The sequence below is a fragment of the Streptomyces vastus genome (genome assembly GCF_039532825.1).
GTDB lineage: Bacteria > Actinomycetota > Actinomycetes > Streptomycetales > Streptomycetaceae > Streptomyces > Streptomyces vastus.
In genome coordinates, this window is record NZ_BAAASJ010000019.1 from 15,159 (window position 1) to 32,164 (window position 17,006).

At 69.9% G+C, this 17,006-nt stretch carries 13 protein-coding genes and 4 pseudogenes; 5 read left to right on the forward strand and 12 right to left on the reverse strand.

The genetic code is table 11. The features are described from left to right. Positions 1–10: 10 nt before the first annotated feature. Entirely contained in the window at positions 11–1,054 is a 1,044-nt protein-coding gene (locus ABD357_RS07430) for an NUDIX hydrolase (RefSeq protein WP_344388419.1), read from the reverse strand. Positions 1,055–1,325: 271 nt separating this feature from the next. Next, the gene (locus ABD357_RS07435) at positions 1,326–1,529 is read right to left on the reverse strand and encodes a hypothetical protein (RefSeq protein WP_344388420.1); all 204 of its coding nucleotides are present in this window, start codon (positions 1,527–1,529) and stop codon (positions 1,326–1,328) included. 204 nt (positions 1,530–1,733) lie between these two features. On the opposite strand from ABD357_RS07435, the pseudogene ABD357_RS07440 reads away from it, so the two are divergent. Next, a pseudogene (locus ABD357_RS07440) lies at positions 1,734–2,978 on the forward strand (glycoside hydrolase family 27 protein); the annotation flags it as partial. Positions 2,979–3,014: 36 nt separating this feature from the next. On the opposite strand, the pseudogene ABD357_RS07445 reads toward ABD357_RS07440, so the two are convergent. Further along, positions 3,015–3,834, reverse strand: a pseudogene (locus tag ABD357_RS07445) (IS5 family transposase). A gap of 94 nt (positions 3,835–3,928) precedes the next feature. Continuing rightward, positions 3,929–4,318 (reverse strand): RidA family protein, encoded by a 390-nt coding sequence (locus ABD357_RS07450; protein ID WP_344388421.1) that lies wholly within the window; start codon positions 4,316–4,318, stop codon positions 3,929–3,931. A 72-nt stretch (positions 4,319–4,390) separates the two neighbouring features. On the opposite strand from ABD357_RS07450, the gene ABD357_RS07455 reads away from it, so the two are divergent. After that, entirely contained in the window at positions 4,391–5,299 is a 909-nt protein-coding gene (locus ABD357_RS07455) for a LysR family transcriptional regulator (protein ID WP_344388422.1), read from the forward strand. Here ABD357_RS07455 and ABD357_RS07460 read toward each other — a convergent pair. Together ABD357_RS07460 and ABD357_RS07465 are read right to left on the reverse strand one after the other, a co-directional pair. Further along, a pseudogene (locus ABD357_RS07460) lies at positions 5,296–6,239 on the reverse strand (IS481 family transposase). The gene ABD357_RS07455 and the pseudogene ABD357_RS07460 overlap by 4 nt on opposite strands. Positions 6,240–6,470: 231 nt before the next feature. Further along, positions 6,471–7,430 (reverse strand): ROK family protein, encoded by a 960-nt coding sequence (locus ABD357_RS07465; protein WP_344388424.1) that lies wholly within the window; start codon positions 7,428–7,430, stop codon positions 6,471–6,473. Positions 7,431–7,715: 285 nt separating this feature from the next. Between ABD357_RS07465 and ABD357_RS07470 the strand changes: the two genes are divergently transcribed. Both ABD357_RS07470 and ABD357_RS07475 read left to right on the forward strand, forming a co-directional pair. After that, positions 7,716–8,780, forward strand: coding sequence for a LacI family DNA-binding transcriptional regulator (locus tag ABD357_RS07470; protein ID WP_344388426.1), 1,065 nt, complete (start codon positions 7,716–7,718; stop codon positions 8,778–8,780). A 3-nt stretch (positions 8,781–8,783) separates the two neighbouring features. Further along, positions 8,784–9,545 carry a hypothetical protein gene (locus tag ABD357_RS07475; RefSeq protein WP_344388428.1) on the forward strand — a complete coding sequence of 254 codons (762 nt, stop codon included), beginning with the start codon at positions 8,784–8,786 and terminating at the stop codon, positions 9,543–9,545. Here the strand turns inward: ABD357_RS07475 and ABD357_RS07480 are convergent. Both ABD357_RS07480 and ABD357_RS07485 read right to left on the reverse strand, forming a co-directional pair. Then, positions 9,531–11,231 carry a serine/threonine-protein kinase gene (locus tag ABD357_RS07480; RefSeq protein ID WP_344388430.1) on the reverse strand — a complete coding sequence of 567 codons (1,701 nt, stop codon included), beginning with the start codon at positions 11,229–11,231 and terminating at the stop codon, positions 9,531–9,533. The two genes, ABD357_RS07475 and ABD357_RS07480, sit on opposite strands and share 15 nt — an antisense overlap. A 119-nt stretch (positions 11,232–11,350) precedes the next feature. After that, positions 11,351–12,655, reverse strand: a complete 1,305-nt coding sequence (locus ABD357_RS07485) for a DUF6986 family protein (protein ID WP_344388432.1) — start codon at positions 12,653–12,655, stop codon at positions 11,351–11,353. 212 nt (positions 12,656–12,867) lie between these two features. Here ABD357_RS07485 and ABD357_RS07490 point away from each other — a divergent pair, with 212 nt between their 5' ends. After that, the gene (locus ABD357_RS07490) at positions 12,868–13,776 is read left to right on the forward strand and encodes an endonuclease/exonuclease/phosphatase family protein (RefSeq protein WP_344388433.1); all 909 of its coding nucleotides are present in this window, start codon (positions 12,868–12,870) and stop codon (positions 13,774–13,776) included. A gap of 81 nt (positions 13,777–13,857) precedes the next feature. On the opposite strand, the gene ABD357_RS07495 is transcribed toward ABD357_RS07490, so the two are convergent. The 4 genes and pseudogenes from ABD357_RS07495 to ABD357_RS07510 all read right to left on the reverse strand — a co-directional run bounded on the left by ABD357_RS07495 (position 13,858) and on the right by ABD357_RS07510 (position 17,006). After that, positions 13,858–14,820, reverse strand: coding sequence for an electron transfer flavoprotein subunit alpha/FixB family protein (locus ABD357_RS07495; protein WP_344388435.1), 963 nt, complete (start codon positions 14,818–14,820; stop codon positions 13,858–13,860). Between the two features lie 54 nt (positions 14,821–14,874). Beyond that, complete coding sequence (locus ABD357_RS07500) at positions 14,875–15,660, reverse strand: electron transfer flavoprotein subunit beta/FixA family protein (RefSeq protein WP_344388437.1); 786 nt, start codon at positions 15,658–15,660, stop codon at positions 14,875–14,877. Positions 15,661–15,874: 214 nt separating this feature from the next. Next, positions 15,875–16,384 (reverse strand): flavin reductase family protein, encoded by a 510-nt coding sequence (locus ABD357_RS07505; RefSeq protein ID WP_344388438.1) that lies wholly within the window; start codon positions 16,382–16,384, stop codon positions 15,875–15,877. Between the two features lie 225 nt (positions 16,385–16,609). After that, positions 16,610–17,006 (reverse strand): annotated as a pseudogene (locus tag ABD357_RS07510) (TlpA family protein disulfide reductase).

Consider the following 17,006-nt stretch of genomic DNA (forward strand, 5'->3'; position numbering starts at 1 on the left):
GCTGGGGTGGCTATCCCACGGGCACGCCGGCCTCCAGATAGAGCGCCGCTCCCCGTTCCCGCGCCCGCAGTGCCCAGCGCAGCCGCTCGAAGCGGACCGGTGGCAGCAGGGTGGCGGCCTCCTCCTCGCTGGCGAAGCGCCAGTCGCGCAGTTCGGGGCCCGGCAGCAGCATCCGCCGGGCCTCGGCGCCGTCGAGCCGTCCGCCGTCGAAGAGGAGGCGCAGTCCGCCGTAGCCGGGCGGCGCGGGCGGCTCCCAGTCGACGACCAACAGGCTTGGTACGTCGTCGAGTTGGATGCCGGTCTCCTCGGCGACCTCGCGCATGCCCGCGCGCGCGGGTGCCTCGCCGCGTTCGACGACACCGCCGGGGAACTCCCAGCCGGCCTTGTACGTGGGATCGACGAGGAGTACGCGATTCTGCTCGTCGAAGAGGAGCACCCCGGCGGCTACGGTCTCCGCGGTGGGCTCCGGAGTCTGCACGATGTCGCAGACGGGGACGGCGCCGGTGCGTACGGCGTCGGCGATGCGCTCCGCGGACTCGTACGGGGTGAGCGCGCTGGTGTCCAAGAGGTGGGCGTCGGCGGTGAGCCAGCCGGCCAGGGCGCTGCGGTAGGGCTCGATGTGGTCGTACGACCACTGGCGCACGCGTATCTCCCCGTCGGGCAGGTCGGGCGGCACCTCCCGGCCGGCTATTCGTTCCCGCAGGATCGTTTCCGCCGGGGCGAGGAGCACATGCCGGACCGGAATCCTGCGAGAGGCGAGCCCGCCGAAGATCTCGTCGCGGTAGTCCTGGCGGAGCAGGGTCATGGGAATCACCAGGACGCCGCCGAGTTCGGCAAGCAGCGCGGCCGCGGTGTCGACGACCAGCCGGCGCCAGATGGGCAGGTCCTGGTAGTCACCGACCTCGGCGAGGTGCTTGGGCGGCAGCAGGTGCGTCAGCCCGGCTCCGATGACCTCGGGGTCGAAGAGTGTGCTGTTCGGGATCAGGTCGATCAGTTCCCGTGCGGTGGTGGTCTTCCCCGCACCGAACGCGCCGTTGATCCAAACGACGGTCACGGTTCCCCCTCTTCTGTTGACCCCCTGAGGCTTGCCCTCCACCTTGCCACGGAAACCAGGTCCTGATGAGGGCGCCTTCCGCCGCCCCGGAGACAGGGGCCGGCCACACGGGCGGACACAGGGTCGTACACATGCGGAAGCCCGGCCGTGGGCGGGCCGGGCTTCTGTTCGTGACACCGAGATGTCCGGATGTCGAGATGTCGAACTACAGAGATGTGGGGATACAGAGCTGTCGGGATGTCGAGCTACGGCCCCGCGTATCGGGGGTGATTCAGCCCGTCTGCCGCTGAGCGTTCTCGACCACGGGGCTGACGGCCGCCTCACCGTCGCCGACCGTCCCGTCCAGCGTGCTGAGCGTGTCCTGTACGTCGAACTTGCCGAGGCTGTCGCCCTCGAGTGAGTGGGACGGGGTGACGGCCGCCACCACGAATCCGGCGGCGAGGGACGCGACGGCGAGCATGCTTCGCTTCTTCATGCCTGGCTCAACTGCGAAACCGGGCATGAGTCACGGTCAGCCCTTCGCAAAGCCGGGCGTACGCCCGGACATCCGACGTTCCGCGATTCCGCTTCCCTTCTGCTTCCCTTCCAACGCAGCCAGAGGCGGCCTACCGTGACCCCGCGCCGATGACTTCCACTCCAGTAGTCGTCCCATCTTTCGCGAGTACGGAGGAACGTAACGATGCGCCATCTCACCTCCCGCACTACCCGACGAAGAGTGGTCGGAGCGCTCGCCACGGCCGCACTGTGCGCGACCGGGCTCACGGCGTCCGTCGCGGCACAGGTCCCGGGCGACGCGACGGGCGTCACCACCGGCCCCCTCCTCGACGACGGGCAGGCCCGCACCCCGCCGATGGGCTTCAACAACTGGAACGCCACGCACTGCCGGGCCGAGTTCAACGAAGCCATGGTCAAGGGCGTCGCCGACATCTTCGTCGAGAAGGGGCTCAAGGACGCCGGCTATCAGTACGTCAACCTGGACGACTGCTGGGCACTGCAGGAGCGCGACGCGAACGGCCAGTTGGTGCCGGACCCGGTCCGGTTCCCGAACGGAATCAAGGCAGTTGCCGACTACATCCACTCCAAGGGACTCAAGCTCGGCCTCTACACCAGCGCCGGCACCAAGACGTGCAACACGGCCGGCTTCCCCGGTGCGCTGGGCCATGAGTACAGCGACGCCCAGCAGTTCGCGGACTGGGGCGTCGACTACCTCAAGTACGACAACTGCAACAACCAAGGCGTGGACGCCAAGTTGCGCTACACGACCATGCGGGACGCACTCAAGGCCGCCTCGGAGAAGACGGGTCGTCCCATCGTCTACAGCATCTGCGAGTGGGGCGAGAACAAGCCGTGGGAGTGGGCCTCGGGCGTCGGGCATCTGTGGCGTACGACCGGCGACATCAGCGACAACTGGAGCTCAATGCTGTCGATCATGAAGAAGAACCTGCCGCTCGCCCGGTACGCCGGTCCCGGGCACTGGAACGACCCCGACATGCTGGAGGTCGGCAACGGCGGGATGACGGACACGGAGTACCGCACGCACTTCTCGATGTGGTCGATCATGGCAGCGCCGCTGCTCATCGGCTCCGATCTGCGGTCGGTCTCCGAGGAGACCTTCGACATCCTCGGCAACGAGGAGGTCATCGCGGTCGACCAGGACCCGCTGGGCAAGCAGGGCGCGGTCGTGTCCTCCGACGGCGGGCGTTGGGTCGTCGCCAAGGAGATGAAGGACGGCAGCCGCGCGGTGGCCCTGTTCAACGAGACCGGCAGCCCCCGGCGCATCGCCACGACGACGCGGGCCGTCGGGCTGCCGGCGGCCGACGCGTACACGATCCGCGACCTGTGGCAGCACACGAGCCACAACACGGCGGGCACGATCGCGGCGACCGTCCCGGCGCACGGCACCGTCCTCGTCCGCGTCTCGGCCGGCACCTAGGGGCTGTCCGGCGGATCATGGTCGGAGTCATAAGCGGATCGTGGCGAGGGTGACGGTGCCGTGGAAAACGTAGGCGCGCTTGTCGTAGCGCGTGGCCACGGCCCGGAAGTTCTTCAGCGCGTTGATGGTGCGTTCGACTTCGTTGCGACGTCTGTAGATCGCCTTGTCGAAGCCAACGGGTCGGCCGCCCCTGCGTCCGCGTCGCTGCCGGTTGGCCCGTTGGCTTCGCGGTTCGGCAATGGTGTGCTTGATCTGGCGTCTGCGAAGGTAACGGCGGTTTCGGCGGGAGCTATACGCCTTGTCTCCGCTGAGATGGTCGGGGCGGTTACGAGGGCGGCCGGTAGTGAGCCGGGGGACGCTCAGACGTTCCAGTACCGGGATGAGCTGCGGAGCGTCGCCCCACTGGCCCGGGATGATCAGGAATGCCAAGGCGCGGCGGCCGCCCTCGCCGACCAGACGAATCTTGCTCGTCAGACCGCCCCTCGAACGTCCAGCCCTTCATCTGGCCGATGCTGCGGGGCAGCGCCCTGCGCCCCGGGATGCGTGGGGGTGTCGTGCGCGCGCCGGCCTCGTGCTGATGGGCCCGGCAGGAGGTGGAATCGATGCCGACCACGCTCCAGTCGATCCAGTCTTCGGCGTCGGCGTGCGCCAGGAGCGAGCGGAGAATCTTGTCCCAAGTTCCGTCAGCGGACCAGCGTCGGTGACGCTCGTAGACGGTTTTCCACGGCCCGTACTGCGAAGGCAGGTCACGCCAGGGAGCGCCCGTCCGCAGGCGGAAGAGGATTCCGTTGATCACTGTGCGGTGGTCGTTCCACCGTCCGCCAGGCAGTCCGATGCCGGGCAGCAGTGGTTTGAGCCGTGCCCACTCGGCATGTGTCAGATCGCCCCGCCCGACATCGGGCACGGTACCCCCGTTCGCCCAGATCGGATTGTGCGGACGGTTACGCGGTGTTCCGCCGGGCGTACACCTCGATCTCGATCTTCATGCGGGGGTCGGCGAGGCCGCACATGAGCATGGTGGCGGCTGGCCGGACCTCGCCGAAGGCGCGACGCAGTACCGGCCAGCAGGGCTCGAAGTCGGCCCGGTCGGGCAGCAGGTAGCGCACCCGCACTACGTCAGCGAAGGTGCACTTCGCTTCGGTCAGGGCAGCCTCGATGTTGCGCAGGCACTGCTCGGCCTGCTCGACCACTTGGTCGGAGATCGTCATGGTGGTGTAGTCGAAGCCGGTCGTCCCGGACAAATGAACCCAGTCGCCGTCGACCACAGCGCGGGCATAGCCGATCTCCTCCTCGAACGTCGAGCCGCTGAGGATGGAACGTCGCTCTGTCATGCACCGAACGCTAAGTGACCAGCACTGATACGTCTAATACGCCTTCAGGCATGAACTGATATCTCTAAGAGTATGGAGCGCCCTGAACTTCCCCTTCCACAGCTGCACGCCTTCGTCGTACTCGCCGAGGAACTCCACTTCGGCCACGCCGCCACCCGCTTGGGCATCGCCCAACCGCCGCTGAGCCAGCAGATCCGCCGCCTGGAGGTCAAGGTCGGCTACGCGCTGTTCAGCCGCCAACCTGGGCGCATCGACCTCACCCCGGCGGGCCGGGAACTCCTTCCCGCCGCCCGGCATGCCCTCACCGACCTCGCAGAGGGCTTGGCCGCAGCCCGAGGGGTCGGCAGCGGCAGGGCTGGGCGCCTGCGGATCGGCTTCGCCGCCTCCCTCGCCCTCACCGTCCTCCCCAGCCTGCTGCGAACCTTCCGGGAACGGTTTCCCGCCGTGGACCTGGACATCCAGGAGATGACCACCACGCCGCAACTGGCCGCGCTACGCGAAAGGACGATCGACATCGGCCTGTTGCGCGAGCCGCCTGCCCACGACGCAGACCTCGGATTCGAGACAGTGCTGGCCGAACCGTTCGTGGCCGTGCTGCCCTCCTCGCACCCACTCGCAGCACAACGAACCGTCCGAGTCGAGGAGTTGGCGGACTGCCCCTTTGTGCTCCTGCCTCGCTCCGTCGGCCCGCCGCTGTACGACCAGATCACTAACCTGTGCATCGCCGCAGGCTTCGCCCCCCAAGTGACTCAGCACGCCGTGGAATGGCAAACCATCTGCGCCCTGGTGGAAACCGGCCTGGGCGTGTCACTGGCCCCGGAGAGCATCCGCCGCATCCGCCTCAAAGGCGTTGCCTTCCGCAGGATCGAGCCCAACACCGCGCGCACCCGAGTCGCCGTCGCTTGGCGCAAGAACGGTTCAAATCCTCTGGTCCCACGCCTCTTGACAGCTGTCAATCAAGATCCGCCGGACAGGCCCTAGTTGTATCGACCCGCAGCGTTGTTCACACGGCTGATCGGTGGCTGGCCTCCGAGTGCGGTGTGGCAGCGGTGGTGGTTGTAGGTGTGCAGAAAGTCTGGCAGGGCGTCGGTGCGTGCGGTGTTGCTGGTGTAGGGCCGCTGGTAGGCCCATTCGTCGAGCAGGGTCCGGTTGAAGCGTTCGACCTTGCCGTTTGCGGTCGGTAGGCACGGGTGGGCTTGTCGGTCGCGCCGAGGTTGGACAGGGCCTGCCGCCAGGCAAAACTCTTGCGGTAGGGCCAGGCGTTGTCGGTCAGCACCCGCTCGCTGCGGTCGATGCCGCAGGTGGCGAAGAAGGCTGCGGCCCGGCGCAAGAAGGCCGCGCAGGTGTCGGCCTTCTCGTTGGGGTGGATCTCGCTGTAGGCGAGACGGTTGTGGTCGTCGACGGCGGAGTGAACGTAGTCGTAGCCCATGCTGGCGCGGCCGGCCTGTCGGCCGAGGATCTTGTGGCCGCCGCCGTCGGGGATCCGGCCGAGTTTCTTGACGTCCACGTGGACCAGCTCGCCGGGCCGGTCGCGTTCGTAGCGCCGGATCAGCTGACCGGTGGGCCGGTCCAGGAAGGCAAGGCGGTTCAGGCCGTGGCGGGCAAGGACGCGATGCACGGTCGAGGCGCGCAGGCCCAGGATCGGGCCGATGCGAGCGGGCCCGAGCTTGCGCGTCTGCCGCAGTCGGCACACGCGCGCCTCCACCCTCGCCGGAGTGCGGTGCGGAGTCGTCCGTGGCCTGCTGGAGCGGTCGATGAGCCCGGCCTCGCCCTCGGAACGCCAGCGGTCGATCCATTTGTGGGCCGTGGCACGAGAGATGCCCATCTCGGCCGCGACATGCGCGATCGGGCGGCCCGAGCGGACTCGTTCGACCAGCAGCCGCCTGCCGTGAACGGTCAACCGGGCATTACGGTGGGACACGAAGACCTCCGTGCGGTGCAGTCCTAGACAGCTCCACCACACCGGAGGTCTTCGCCATGATCAAGCACGGCCAGTGTCAACAACGCTCGTGATCAATACACCTAGTGGGCCAGGCACCCGACCGCGCGGTCGAACTCGGCCTGGACGGCGGCCAATTGGTCGAGGCGGGCAAGCCGGCCGCCTCGCTCCGTTCGGCCCAGCCGCTCGCCGACGACCCCGCACGGCGCGGCGTCAGCCCCCCACCCCCGCCGCTGTCGCGCTCTGCCTCCCGCTGAGCGCTGCCGCCGCCGCGCCGACCAGCCCCGCGTCCGTGCCCATCTGGGCGGGCGCCACGGTGAGGCGCTGGACGAACGACAGCGTCGCGTAGTCGCGGAGGGCGGCGCGCAGGGGCGTGAACAAGAGGTCGCCCGCCTTGCCCACTCCCCCACCGATCACCGCGATGTCGATCTCCACCAGGGTCGCCGTCGCCGCGATGCCCGCGGCCAGGGCCTGGGCGGCGCGCTCGAAGGACGCCAGGGCGACGGGGTCGCCCGCGCGGGCGGCGGCGGCCACCGCGGCGGCGGAGGTGTCGCCGTCGGGGCCCGGCTGCCACCCGCCCTCGATGGCGCGGCGCGCGATGTTCGGCCCGCTCGCGATGCGCTCCACGCAGCCGCGGGACCCGCACGGGCAGAGGTCGCCGTCGAGGTCCACGCTGATGTGACCGATGTGGCCCGCGTTGCCCGTGGGCCCCGGATGCAGCCGGCCGCCCAGGACCAGGCCGCCGCCGACGCCTGTGGAGACGACCATGCACAGCGCGTTGTCGTGCCCGCGGGCCGCGCCCTGCCAGTGCTCGGCGGCCGTGATCGCCACACCGTCGCCGATCAGCTCCACGGGCAGCCCCTCGGTGGCGGCGCGGACCCGCCCGACCAGCGGGTAGTCGCGCCAGCCCGGGATGTTCACGGGGCTCACCGTGCCCGTCGAAGCGTCCACCGGGCCCGCGCTGCCGATGCCGACGGCGGTGGCGCGGCTCCACAGCGGCGAGCCGGTCAGCTCGCCGAGCACGGCCTCGACGGCCCGCATGATGGTGTCGCCGTCCTCCTGCGCGGGCGTGGCGCGCTGCGTGCGCAGGAGGATCCGGCCATGGCCGTCCACCAGCGCTCCGGCGATCTTGGTGCCGCCGATGTCGAGCGCGGCCACGAGGTCGGTGTGCATCTGTGTCTGAGTCTCCCGGTGCGGTGTCTTTCCTGCGGCGGCCCGCGGCGCGCCGCCCCCGAAGTCTTACCAGGGATGCCCCCGGCCCACCGGCCGGACGAAACAGGCAGCACGACTGGCCTCGAAGTCAGGCAGCACGACTGGTCCCGTAGCAGGGCAGGCCGGAGATTGCGGGGGATAGTGTCTCCCGCATCTGACAACGTTGTCCAGGCCCTATGCTCGACGCCACATCCGCAATGAGCACGTGTTGAGCATGTATTGAGCACGTCAGGACCAACGCATCCCGTGGACAACAGGACAGGACAGCGCATCGTGGCCGAGACCGCCCGCCGAACCGACAACCGCTACGGCAACCGTCCGACCATGAAAGACGTCGCGGCGCGTGCCGGAGTCGGCCTCAAGACGGTGTCGCGCGTAGTCAACGGTGAGCCGGGCGTCACCCCGGACACCGAGCGCCGGGTGCAGGAGGCGATCGACGCGCTGGGCTTTCGCCGCAACGACAGCGCACGGGTGCTCCGCAAGGGGCGCACCGCGAGCATCGGCCTGGTCCTGGAGGATCTCTCGGACCCCTTCTACGGCCCGCTCAGTCGCGCGGTCGAGGAAGTGGCCCGCGCCCACGGCGCCCTGCTGATCAACGGCTCCAGCGCCGAGGACCCGGACCGCGAGCAGGAGTTGGTCCTGGCGCTGTGCGCGCGCCGTGTGGACGGGCTCGTCGTCATCCCGGCCGGTGACGACCACCGCTATCTGGAGCCGGAGATAAAAGCGGGCGTCGCCACGGTCTTCGTGGACCGCCCCGCCGGTCAGATCGACGCGGACGTCGTCCTGTCCGACAACTTCGGCGGTGCGCGCGACGGCGTCGCCCATCTCATCGCCCACGGGCATCGCCGGATCGGCTTCATCGGCGACATGCCCCGCATCCACACCGCCGCCGAGCGGCTGCGCGGCTATCGCACCGCCATGGAGGCCGCGGGCATCCCGGTCGAGGAGGCCTGGACGTCCCTGGGCGTCACCGATCCGCAGCGGGTCCGCCGGGCCGCCGAGGCCATGCTGGCAGGGCCCTCTCCCGTCACCGCGATCTTCACGGGCAACAACCGCGTGACGGTCACCGTCATTCGCGTCCTCGCCGAACACTCCAGGCCCGTCGCCCTCGTCGGTTTCGACGACATCGAACTCGCCGATCTCCTCCAGCCCGGCGTCACCGTCGTCGCCCAGGACTCTGCCCAGCTCGGCCGCACCGCCGCCGAGCGTCTTTTCCGCCGGCTCGACGGCACGCTCGCCCTCCCTGAGCGCGTCGAACTCCCGACCAGGCTGATCACCCGCGGCTCCGGCGAACTGCCGCCGGCGAGCTGACCGATGACCCATCCGGATCACCGCACCCTGGCGGCGCTCGGTCTCGCCGAGGCCCCGCGCGATCACCCCCTGACCTATCCGGGCGCCTGGCCCGAGGAGTCCGGGCTCCTGGACGGCGACCGACTGTTGCCGCTGCCCCGCCTCACCTTCGAGGACCGCGTCCCCGTCCTCGCCATCGGTTCCAACGCATGCCCCGCCCAACTCCGGCACAAGATGCGGGAGTACGGGGTCACCGACCCCATCCCCCTGGTGAAGGCAAGGGTCACGGGCATCGAGATCGGTGTCTCCGCGCATATCACCGGGCTCGGTTACGTGTCCGCCTCGCCCTTCCGCGCTCCCGGACTCACCCGGGAGCTGTTCCTCACCTGGCTGAACCCGGCGCAGCTCGACGCGATCGACAGGAGCGAGGGCGTCACCGCGCCATCGGGTGCGTACGACCGTGTGCTGCTGCCCGCTGCCGACGTTCGGGTCGAGCTGGAGTCGGGCGAGCTGCTCGACGGCGCCCATCTCTACGTCAACCGGCGGGGCGTCCTCCACAACGGCTCCGGAACCCCGCGCAGGCATCCCGGCGAGCATGCGCTGCTCACCGAACTCCTCGCCGAATCACCGCGGTTGAGGGAACTGTTCGGCTCCACACCCGAGGAGTTCTGCGTGCGGGCGCGGGGCAACCAGGCCCTGTGCACGCGCGGCACGCGGCTGTTCGCCGAGGAGGGGTGGACGACGGCCTCCGGCCTGGAGAAGTACGTGCGCTCAGCAGACGGGTAGTCCCGGCACCGGTTTGTCGTTGTCGCCGCCTTTGATGTAGACGTCGCTGACGAAGACGTCTTTGTTGCCGCTGTCGTCGTCCGTCTTCGCCCACCAGATGTTCGTCCACTCGTCGTAGGTCTCGCGGCGGCCGAGGTTCTGCTGGCAGTAGAAGTAGTTGGTGCCCGCGTCGAGGCTGCCGACCGCGGCTCCGTCCGCGGTGTAGGACGTGGCGGCGCGCCAGACCTCGCAGTTGTACTTGCCGCCGCCCATGGAATTGCAGACGGGGGCGGGGTCGGCGCCGCCCCCGCCGCTGCTCGTGCCGCCCGAGTTGCCGCCGCCTGTGGTTCCGCCGTCGTCGGTGGCGCTCGGCGAGGGGGCGGGCTCCTTCGTCGGCTTGGCGGGCTCCGTGCCTTCGGGCTTCCCGGGCGCGGGCGTGGGCGAGGACTGCTGGTCGCCCTGCTGGGTGGGGTGGGGCTCGGGGTCGTCCGACGCGTCCACGGTGCCACGACTCGCGCCCGCGGAGGACAGGGAGTCGTCGGCTTCCCGGGTGGCCGAAGGCCCGGAAGCCGTCTTGGAGTCGCCGGAGTTGGTCACAAGGGCCACGGTGACGCCGGTCGCGGCCAGGACGACGGTGACGGCAGCGGCCGCAAGAAGGGCTCGGGTCTTACGACGCCCGGGGCCTCCGTCGGAGGCGGTTGATCCGTCCGCCGGCTGTGGCGCTCCGAGGCGAGGTCCGGCCGAGCCCGGAGCCCCGAAGCCGGGCGGTACCGCCGGGACGCTCCGCTCGGTGGCCTCGCGTTGCTTCGGTGCGGGTCCGCGCAGGCCGGTGGTCGGGGAGTCCTGTCCGTCGGCCCGCGCCGCCGCTTCCAGCAGCTCGCGTGCCCGGTCGGCGTCCGGCCGGTCCTGCGGCTGCTTCTGCATGAGCTCCTGCAGTACCGGGCCGAGCGGCCCGGAGGCCTGTGGCTCCGGCAGCGGCTCGGCCACGATCGCGGTGAGCGTGGACCAGGTCGACGTACGGCGGAACGGTGACGTGCCCTCGACGGCCGCGTACAGCGTGGCGCCCAGGGCCCACACGTCGGAGGCGGGCCCGAAGTCGTGGCCCTGGGCACGCTCGGGCGCCAAGTAGTCCAGGGAGCCGACCAGTTCACCGCTACGGGTGAGATGCGTGGTGGAGCCGTCGCCGGGGTCCTCCATCGTCGCGATGCCGAAGTCGGTGAGGACCACGCGGCCGGAGCGGTCGAGCAGGATGTTGCCGGGCTTCACGTCGCGGTGCAGGACTCCGGCCTGGTGGGCCGCGGCCAGTGCGTCCATGACCTTCGCGCCGATCTCGGCGGCCTCGCGCGGTTCGCGGGGGCCCTGCTCACGCAGGACGTCGTCCAGGGAGGGCCCGTCGACCAGCTCCATGACGATCAGCGGTCGCCCGTCGACCTCTGCCACGTCGTGCACGGCGATGACTCCGGGGTGGCGCACGCGGGCTGCCGCGCGCGCCTCGCGCTGCATCCTGCGTCCCAGGTCGGCCAGTTCGGGCGCTGCGGCGTCGGTGTACGTCCGCAGTTCTTTGACCGCGACCTCACGGCCCAGGACCTCGTCAAGCGCCCGCCAGACGACGCCCATGCCGCCGCGTCCGAGCTGGGCCACGACCCGATAGCGCCCGGCGAGCAGCCGGCCGATCCCGTCCGTGTGTTCGTTCTCCCCCGAAGACACCGCTGCCCCGTTCCTGTGACACACCCATCGCCTCCCGTACAGCCTAGGGGCCAGGGGTGACAGCGCGCGCCAGTGGCAACTCCTGTGACAGGCCCGCTACTTGACGAGGATGTTCTCGGTCACTTGGCGGAACCCGTCAGGTCTCCCCGCCTCGGCGCCGCATAGCCCTCCAGGTCCGTGCGGGTCAGGCCCGTCACACGCGCCACCTCCGCGATGTCGAGGGCGCCGCAGTCCAGGCCCCGCAGCAGGTAGCCGCTGAGCGCCTTGGCGGTCGCGGGTTCGTCCATCACGTTGCCGCCCGTGCGGTTGACGTACCGGGCGAGGCGCGCCGCGGCCTGCTCGAAGCCCTCGCGATAGTAGGCGAACACGGCGGCGTACCGGGTCGGGAGGTGGCGCGGGTGCATGTCCCAGCCCTGGTAGTAGGCGCGGGCGAGGGCGCGGCGGGTGAGGCCGTAGTGCAGCCGCCAGGCGTCGTGGACCTGCGAAGTCGGGCCGACGGGAAGGACGTTGGTGGAGCCGTCCGAGACGCGTACGCCGGTGCCCGCCGCCGCGACCTGCATGATCGCCTTCGCGTGGTCGGCTGCCGGATGGTCGCTCGCCTGGTGGGCGGCGCTGACGCCGAGGCAGGCGCTGTAGTCGAAGGTGCCGTAGTGCAGGCCGGTGGCGCGGCCCTCGGCGGCCTGGATCATCCGGGCGACGGTCGCGGTGCCGTCGGTGGCGAGGATGGCCTGGCTGGTCTCGATCTGGATCTCGAACCCGATCCGCCCCGGCTCGAGTTCGTGTGCCTTCTCGAACTCCTCCAGCAGCCGCACCATGGCGGTGACCTGCTCGGCGTACGTCACCTTTGGCAGCGTGAGCACCAGTCCGTCCGGAAGTCCGCCCGCCTCCATCAGCCCGGTCAGGAAGATGTCGAGGGTCCGGATGCCCCGGTCGCGTACCGGCGCCTCCATGCACTTCATACGGATGCCCATGTACGGGGCGGCCGTGCCCTTTTCGTACGCCTCCGACACGAGCCGTGCCGCACGGGCGGCGGCCTCGTCCTCCTCGGCGTCGGGGCGCGGGCCGTAGCCGTCCTCGAAGTCGACGCGCAGGTCTTCGACGGGCTCGTGCTCCAGTTTGGCGCGTACGCGGGCGTGGACGGGCTCGGCCAGTTCGTCCGCGAGGCCGAGGACGGCGGCGAACGAGACGGCGCCCGGAGCGTGTTCGTCGAGGGCGGCGAGGGCCTGGTCGCCCCAGGAGCGGATGGTGTCGGCGGCGAACACGTCGCCGGGGACGTAGACGGTGTGGACGGGCTGGCGGGTGGCGGGGTCTCCGGGGTAGCGGCGCTCCAGTTCGGCGTCGACCGGGGCGAGGGAGGCGCTGATCTCCTCGCTGACGGCGCCCGCGAGGCTCGTCGCCACCTTCTCCTGCGCGCCCTGGCCCATCCCGACACCCTCTCAGTTTCCGCTTGCCGGAATCAACAATCCGTACAGCGAAGTTATCCGCGGACCTTCCCGCTGGTCAACACCCACTTCCGCCCAGGCCCACCCCGGGACTTCCCTCTGTGGCCACCGCGGGCTCTCGACATGTTCACGCCCAACTCCGACACTGCGGTGCGCACGACTCGCCCGGCATCCGTCACCGAAGGAGCCCTCCCGTGCCCCTCAAGCACAGCCGAGTCACGCGTCGTCTGGGCCTGAAGACCGCCATCGCCGCCGCGGTCGCCCTGCCTCTGTCCAGTACAACACCCCTCACCGCGACCGCCGCGACGCCGGACAGATCCAGCCGCCGCCTGGAAGTCATGTCGTTCAATCTGCGGTACGCGAGCACCACCGAACCCAACAGCTGGGCCGCCCGCCGCCCCGTGACCCGCGAACTGCTGCGCCGTGAAAGCCTCCACGTCATCGGCACGCAGGAAGGCCTCTACCAGCAGGTGCGCGACATCGAGACCGACCTCGGACCGAACTACGAATGGATCGGCACGGGCCGCGCAGGCGGCAGCCGCGACGAGTTCATGGCGATCTTCTACGACATCCGCCGGCTCGCCCCCGTGGAGTACGACCACTTCTGGCTCTCCGACACGCCCGATGTGATCGGCTCGAACACCTGGGGCGGCGGCTCCATCCGCATGGTGACCTGGGTCCGCTTCCGCGATCTGCGCGACGGAGAGCGGGAGTTCTACTTCCTCAACACCCACCTCGACAACGCGAGCCAGAACGCACGCGCGCGTGCCGCCCAGCTGATCGCACAGCGCATTGCAGGCCTCGACCGGTCACTGCCGCTCGTCGTGACCGGCGACTTCAACGTCGCCGCGCACAAGAACCCCGTCTACGACACGATGCTGGGCGCCGGTCTCGTCGACACCTGGGACACGGCGGCCGAGTGGAGCAAGCTGTACGCGACCTTCCACGGTTACCGGCCACTGGTCCCGGACGGCGACCGTATCGACTGGGTCCTCACCACTCCCGGCGTGACCGCGCACCGGGCCTCGATCAACACCTTCTCCGTGAACGGCCAGTTCCCGAGCGACCATCTGCCCGTCCAGGCGTCGCTGGCTCTGGGCTGAGCACCGGCATGAGCCCGGGACGAGGCGAGGCCCCTGCGACCGTGCCAACGGTCGCAGGGGCCTCGTACCGCTCAGAGACGCTCAGCCCTTGCGGGTCTTGATCTCCTCGGTGAGCTGCGGGACGACCTCGAAGAGGTCGCCGACCACGCCGTAGTCGACCAGGTCGAAGATCGGGGCCTCGGCGTCCTTGTTGACCGCCACGATGGTCTTCGAGGTCTGCATACCGGCCCGGTGCTGGATCGCGCCGGAGATGCCGGAGGCGATGTACAGCTGCGGAGACACGGACTTGCCGGTCTGGCCGACCTGGTTGGAGTGCGGGTACCAGCCGGCGTCCACCGCGGCACGCGAGGCACCGACGGCCGCGCCGAGGGAGTCGGCGAGCGCCTCGATGATCGCGAAGTTCTCCGCGCCGTTGACGCCACGGCCGCCGGAGACCACGATCGCGGCCTCGGTCAGCTCCGGGCGGCCGGTCGACTCACGCGGCGTACGGGACGTGATCTTGGTGCCGGTCGCCTTGTCGGAGAAGCTCACCGACAGGGCCTCGACTGCGCCGGCGGCCGGGGCGGGTTCCACGGCCGCGCTGTTCGGCTTGACCGTGATGACCGGAGTGCCCTTGGAGACACGGGACTTGGTGGAGAACGCGGCGGCGAACACCGACTGCGTGGCCACCGGGCCCTCGTCGCCGGCCTCCAGGTCGACGGCGTCGGTGATGATGCCCGAGCCGATACGCACCGCCAGACGGGCGGCGATCTCCTTGCCCTCGGCCGAGGAGGGAACGAGGACGGCGGCCGGGGAGACGGACTCGTACGCGGCCTGCAGCGCGTCCACCTTCGGGACGACCAGGTAGTCGGCGAACTCGGGGGCGTCGGCGGTCAGGACGCGGGTCGCGCCGTGCTCGGCGAGCGCGGCGGCGGTGTCCGCGGCACCCGCGCCGAGGGCGACGGCGACCGGCTCGCCGATACGGCGGGCCAGCGTCAGCAGCTCCAGGGTGGGCTTGCGGACGGCACCGTCCACGTGGTCGACGTAGACGAGAACTTCAGCCATGGGACTTCTTCTCTCCTGCTTGCGAAAGATGAGGGGCGGTAAGCGGGTTGGGCCTTAGATGAACTTCTGGCCCGCGAGGAACTCAGCGAGCTGCTTGCCGCCCTCGCCCTCGTCCTTGACGATCGTGCCGGCCGTGCGCGCCGGGCGCTCCGCGGCGGAGTCGACGATGGTGTAGGCGCCCTCCAGACCGACCTCCTCGGCCTCGATGTCGAGGTCGGACAGGTCCCAGGAGGTCACCGGCTTCTTCTTGGCGGCCATGATGCCCTTGAAGGACGGGTAGCGCGCCTCGCCCGACTGGTCGGTGACGGACACGACCGCCGGGAGGGAGGCCTCCAGCTGCTCGGAGGCGGAGTCGCCGTCGCGGCGGCCGGTGACCGTGCCGTCCTCGACCAAGACCTCGGAGAGCAGGGTGACCTGCGGCACGCCCAGGCGCTCGGCGAGCAGTGCCGGGACGACGCCCATGGTGCCGTCGGTGGACGCCATGCCGGAGATGACCAGGTCGTAACCGGCCTTCTCGATCGCCTTGGCCAGCACCAGCGACGTACCGATGGCATCCGTGCCGTGCAGGTCGTCGTCCTCGACGTGGATGGCCTTGTCGGCGCCCATGGACAGCGCCTTGCGCAGCGCGTCCTTGGCGTCCTCGGGGCCGATGGTCAGGACGGTGATCTCCGCGTCGTCGGCATCTTCGGCGATCTGCAGGGCCTGCTCGACCGCGTACTCGTCGAGCTCCGAGAGCAGACCGTCCACGTCGTCGCGGTCGACGGTCAGGTCATCGGCGAAGTGCCGGTCGCCAGTGGCGTCGGGCACGTACTTCACAGTGACAACGATCCTCAAGCTCACGCCGGCTCTCCTACTGCAATCGTCATTTCCGAGCTGCCTTCTTTCAGGCAGCATAGGCGCCTCAAGCGGCCCGTCCCGGTTGGGGCGGCCTGCGCTCCGAACCAAATATTACTCGCCAGTACACCCAGTTCTTGCCCGCTAAGCAAGCGCTTTGAACTGTGACCTTTGCAACGCAGCGTAATCGGAACCCGACGCTCGCGCACAAGCCGGCCCCTCACTCACGCAGACCGTTGAAGCGCCCCTGGTGGTAGAGCAGCGGGCGCCCGGCACCGGCGGGATCACCGAGAACGACCTCGGCGAGGATCAGGCGGTGGTCCCCCGCGGGTACGCGCGCGACGATCCGGCATACGAGCCAGGCCAGCACGTCGTCGAGTACGGGCACACCCTCGGGACCCTCACGCCAGGCGGTGGGCGCGCCGAAACGGTCGGCGCCGCTGCGGGCGAAGGTGGCGGCCAGCTCCCGCTGGTGCTCGCCGAGTATGTGGACACCGACGTACTCCGTCTCGGAGATCACCGGCCAGCTGGAGGCGCGAGTGCCGACGCCGAAGGAGATCATCGGGGGCTCGGCGGAGACGGAGGTGAGCGACGTGGCGGTGAAGCCGACCGGGCTGCCACCACTCTGGGCGGTGATCACGGCCACTCCGGCCGCATGCCGCCGGAAGACGGAGCGGAGCAAGGCGGGAGAGGCGAGTTGAGGGGTGCCGAGGCCGGGCAGGGCCGTCATGGATTTTTCCTTCTGGGGGACGTCACGAGCTGGTCGTGGGCTGCTGTTCAACAGCTCGGACAGCGCGCGCTCGCGGTGCGACCGAGGTCCACATGGAGGCGCTCGTAGAGAAGGAGTTCCGGGGGCACAGGGTCAGGCTCACGATGGGTGGTGCTTGCAGTCAAGTGCGTTCCATCATCTGGGAGATGCGTCACCGGCATCGGCACGGAGCAAGTGCCCCTGCCGTCAGGGCGTTCCAACAGCCTCTCCCAGCGCTGCGATCACGTCCGCCCTACGGGGCTGCCCGGTGGCGCGCCGGACAACGCGTCCCTCCGAGTCGAGCACCAGCACGGCCGGGGTCTTCAGGATGTCCAGTTCGCGCACGAGATCCAGGTGGTCCTCGGCGTCGATCTCGACGTGGGTCACGCCCGGGACCATTCCGGCCACTTCGGCGAGCACTCTGCGGGTTGCCCGGCAGGGCGCGCAGAAGGCACTGGAGAACTGGACCAGCGTGGCCCGTTCTCCGAGGTTCTCCCCCAACTCGGCCGCGCCGAGCCGCCTGTCGCCGTCACGCGCGCGCACGTTCACCCTCCTGCTTCCGCTGCCGATGCGGCACTCCGTAGTCGCCCGCCACCGCGAGCAC

What these genes read in the sequence shown, in the direction of transcription:
- ABD357_RS07435 (WP_344388420.1), bottom strand. Translation starts at nt 1,529, where the DNA reads ATGAAGAAGCGAAGCATGCTCGCCGTCGCGTCCCTCGCCGCCGGATTC.
- ABD357_RS07450 (WP_344388421.1), bottom strand. Translation starts at nt 4,318, where the DNA reads ATGACAGAGCGACGTTCCATCCTCAGCGGCTCGACGTTCGAGGAGGAG.
- ABD357_RS07455 (WP_344388422.1), top strand. Translation starts at nt 4,391, where the DNA reads ATGGAGCGCCCTGAACTTCCCCTTCCACAGCTGCACGCCTTCGTCGTA.
- ABD357_RS07465 (WP_344388424.1), bottom strand. Translation starts at nt 7,430, where the DNA reads ATGCACACCGACCTCGTGGCCGCGCTCGACATCGGCGGCACCAAGATC.
- ABD357_RS07475 (WP_344388428.1), top strand. Translation starts at nt 8,784, where the DNA reads ATGACCCATCCGGATCACCGCACCCTGGCGGCGCTCGGTCTCGCCGAG.
- ABD357_RS07485 (WP_344388432.1), bottom strand. Translation starts at nt 12,655, where the DNA reads ATGGGCCAGGGCGCGCAGGAGAAGGTGGCGACGAGCCTCGCGGGCGCC.
- ABD357_RS07495 (WP_344388435.1), bottom strand. Translation starts at nt 14,820, where the DNA reads ATGGCTGAAGTTCTCGTCTACGTCGACCACGTGGACGGTGCCGTCCGC.
- ABD357_RS07505 (WP_344388438.1), bottom strand. Translation starts at nt 16,384, where the DNA reads ATGACGGCCCTGCCCGGCCTCGGCACCCCTCAACTCGCCTCTCCCGCC.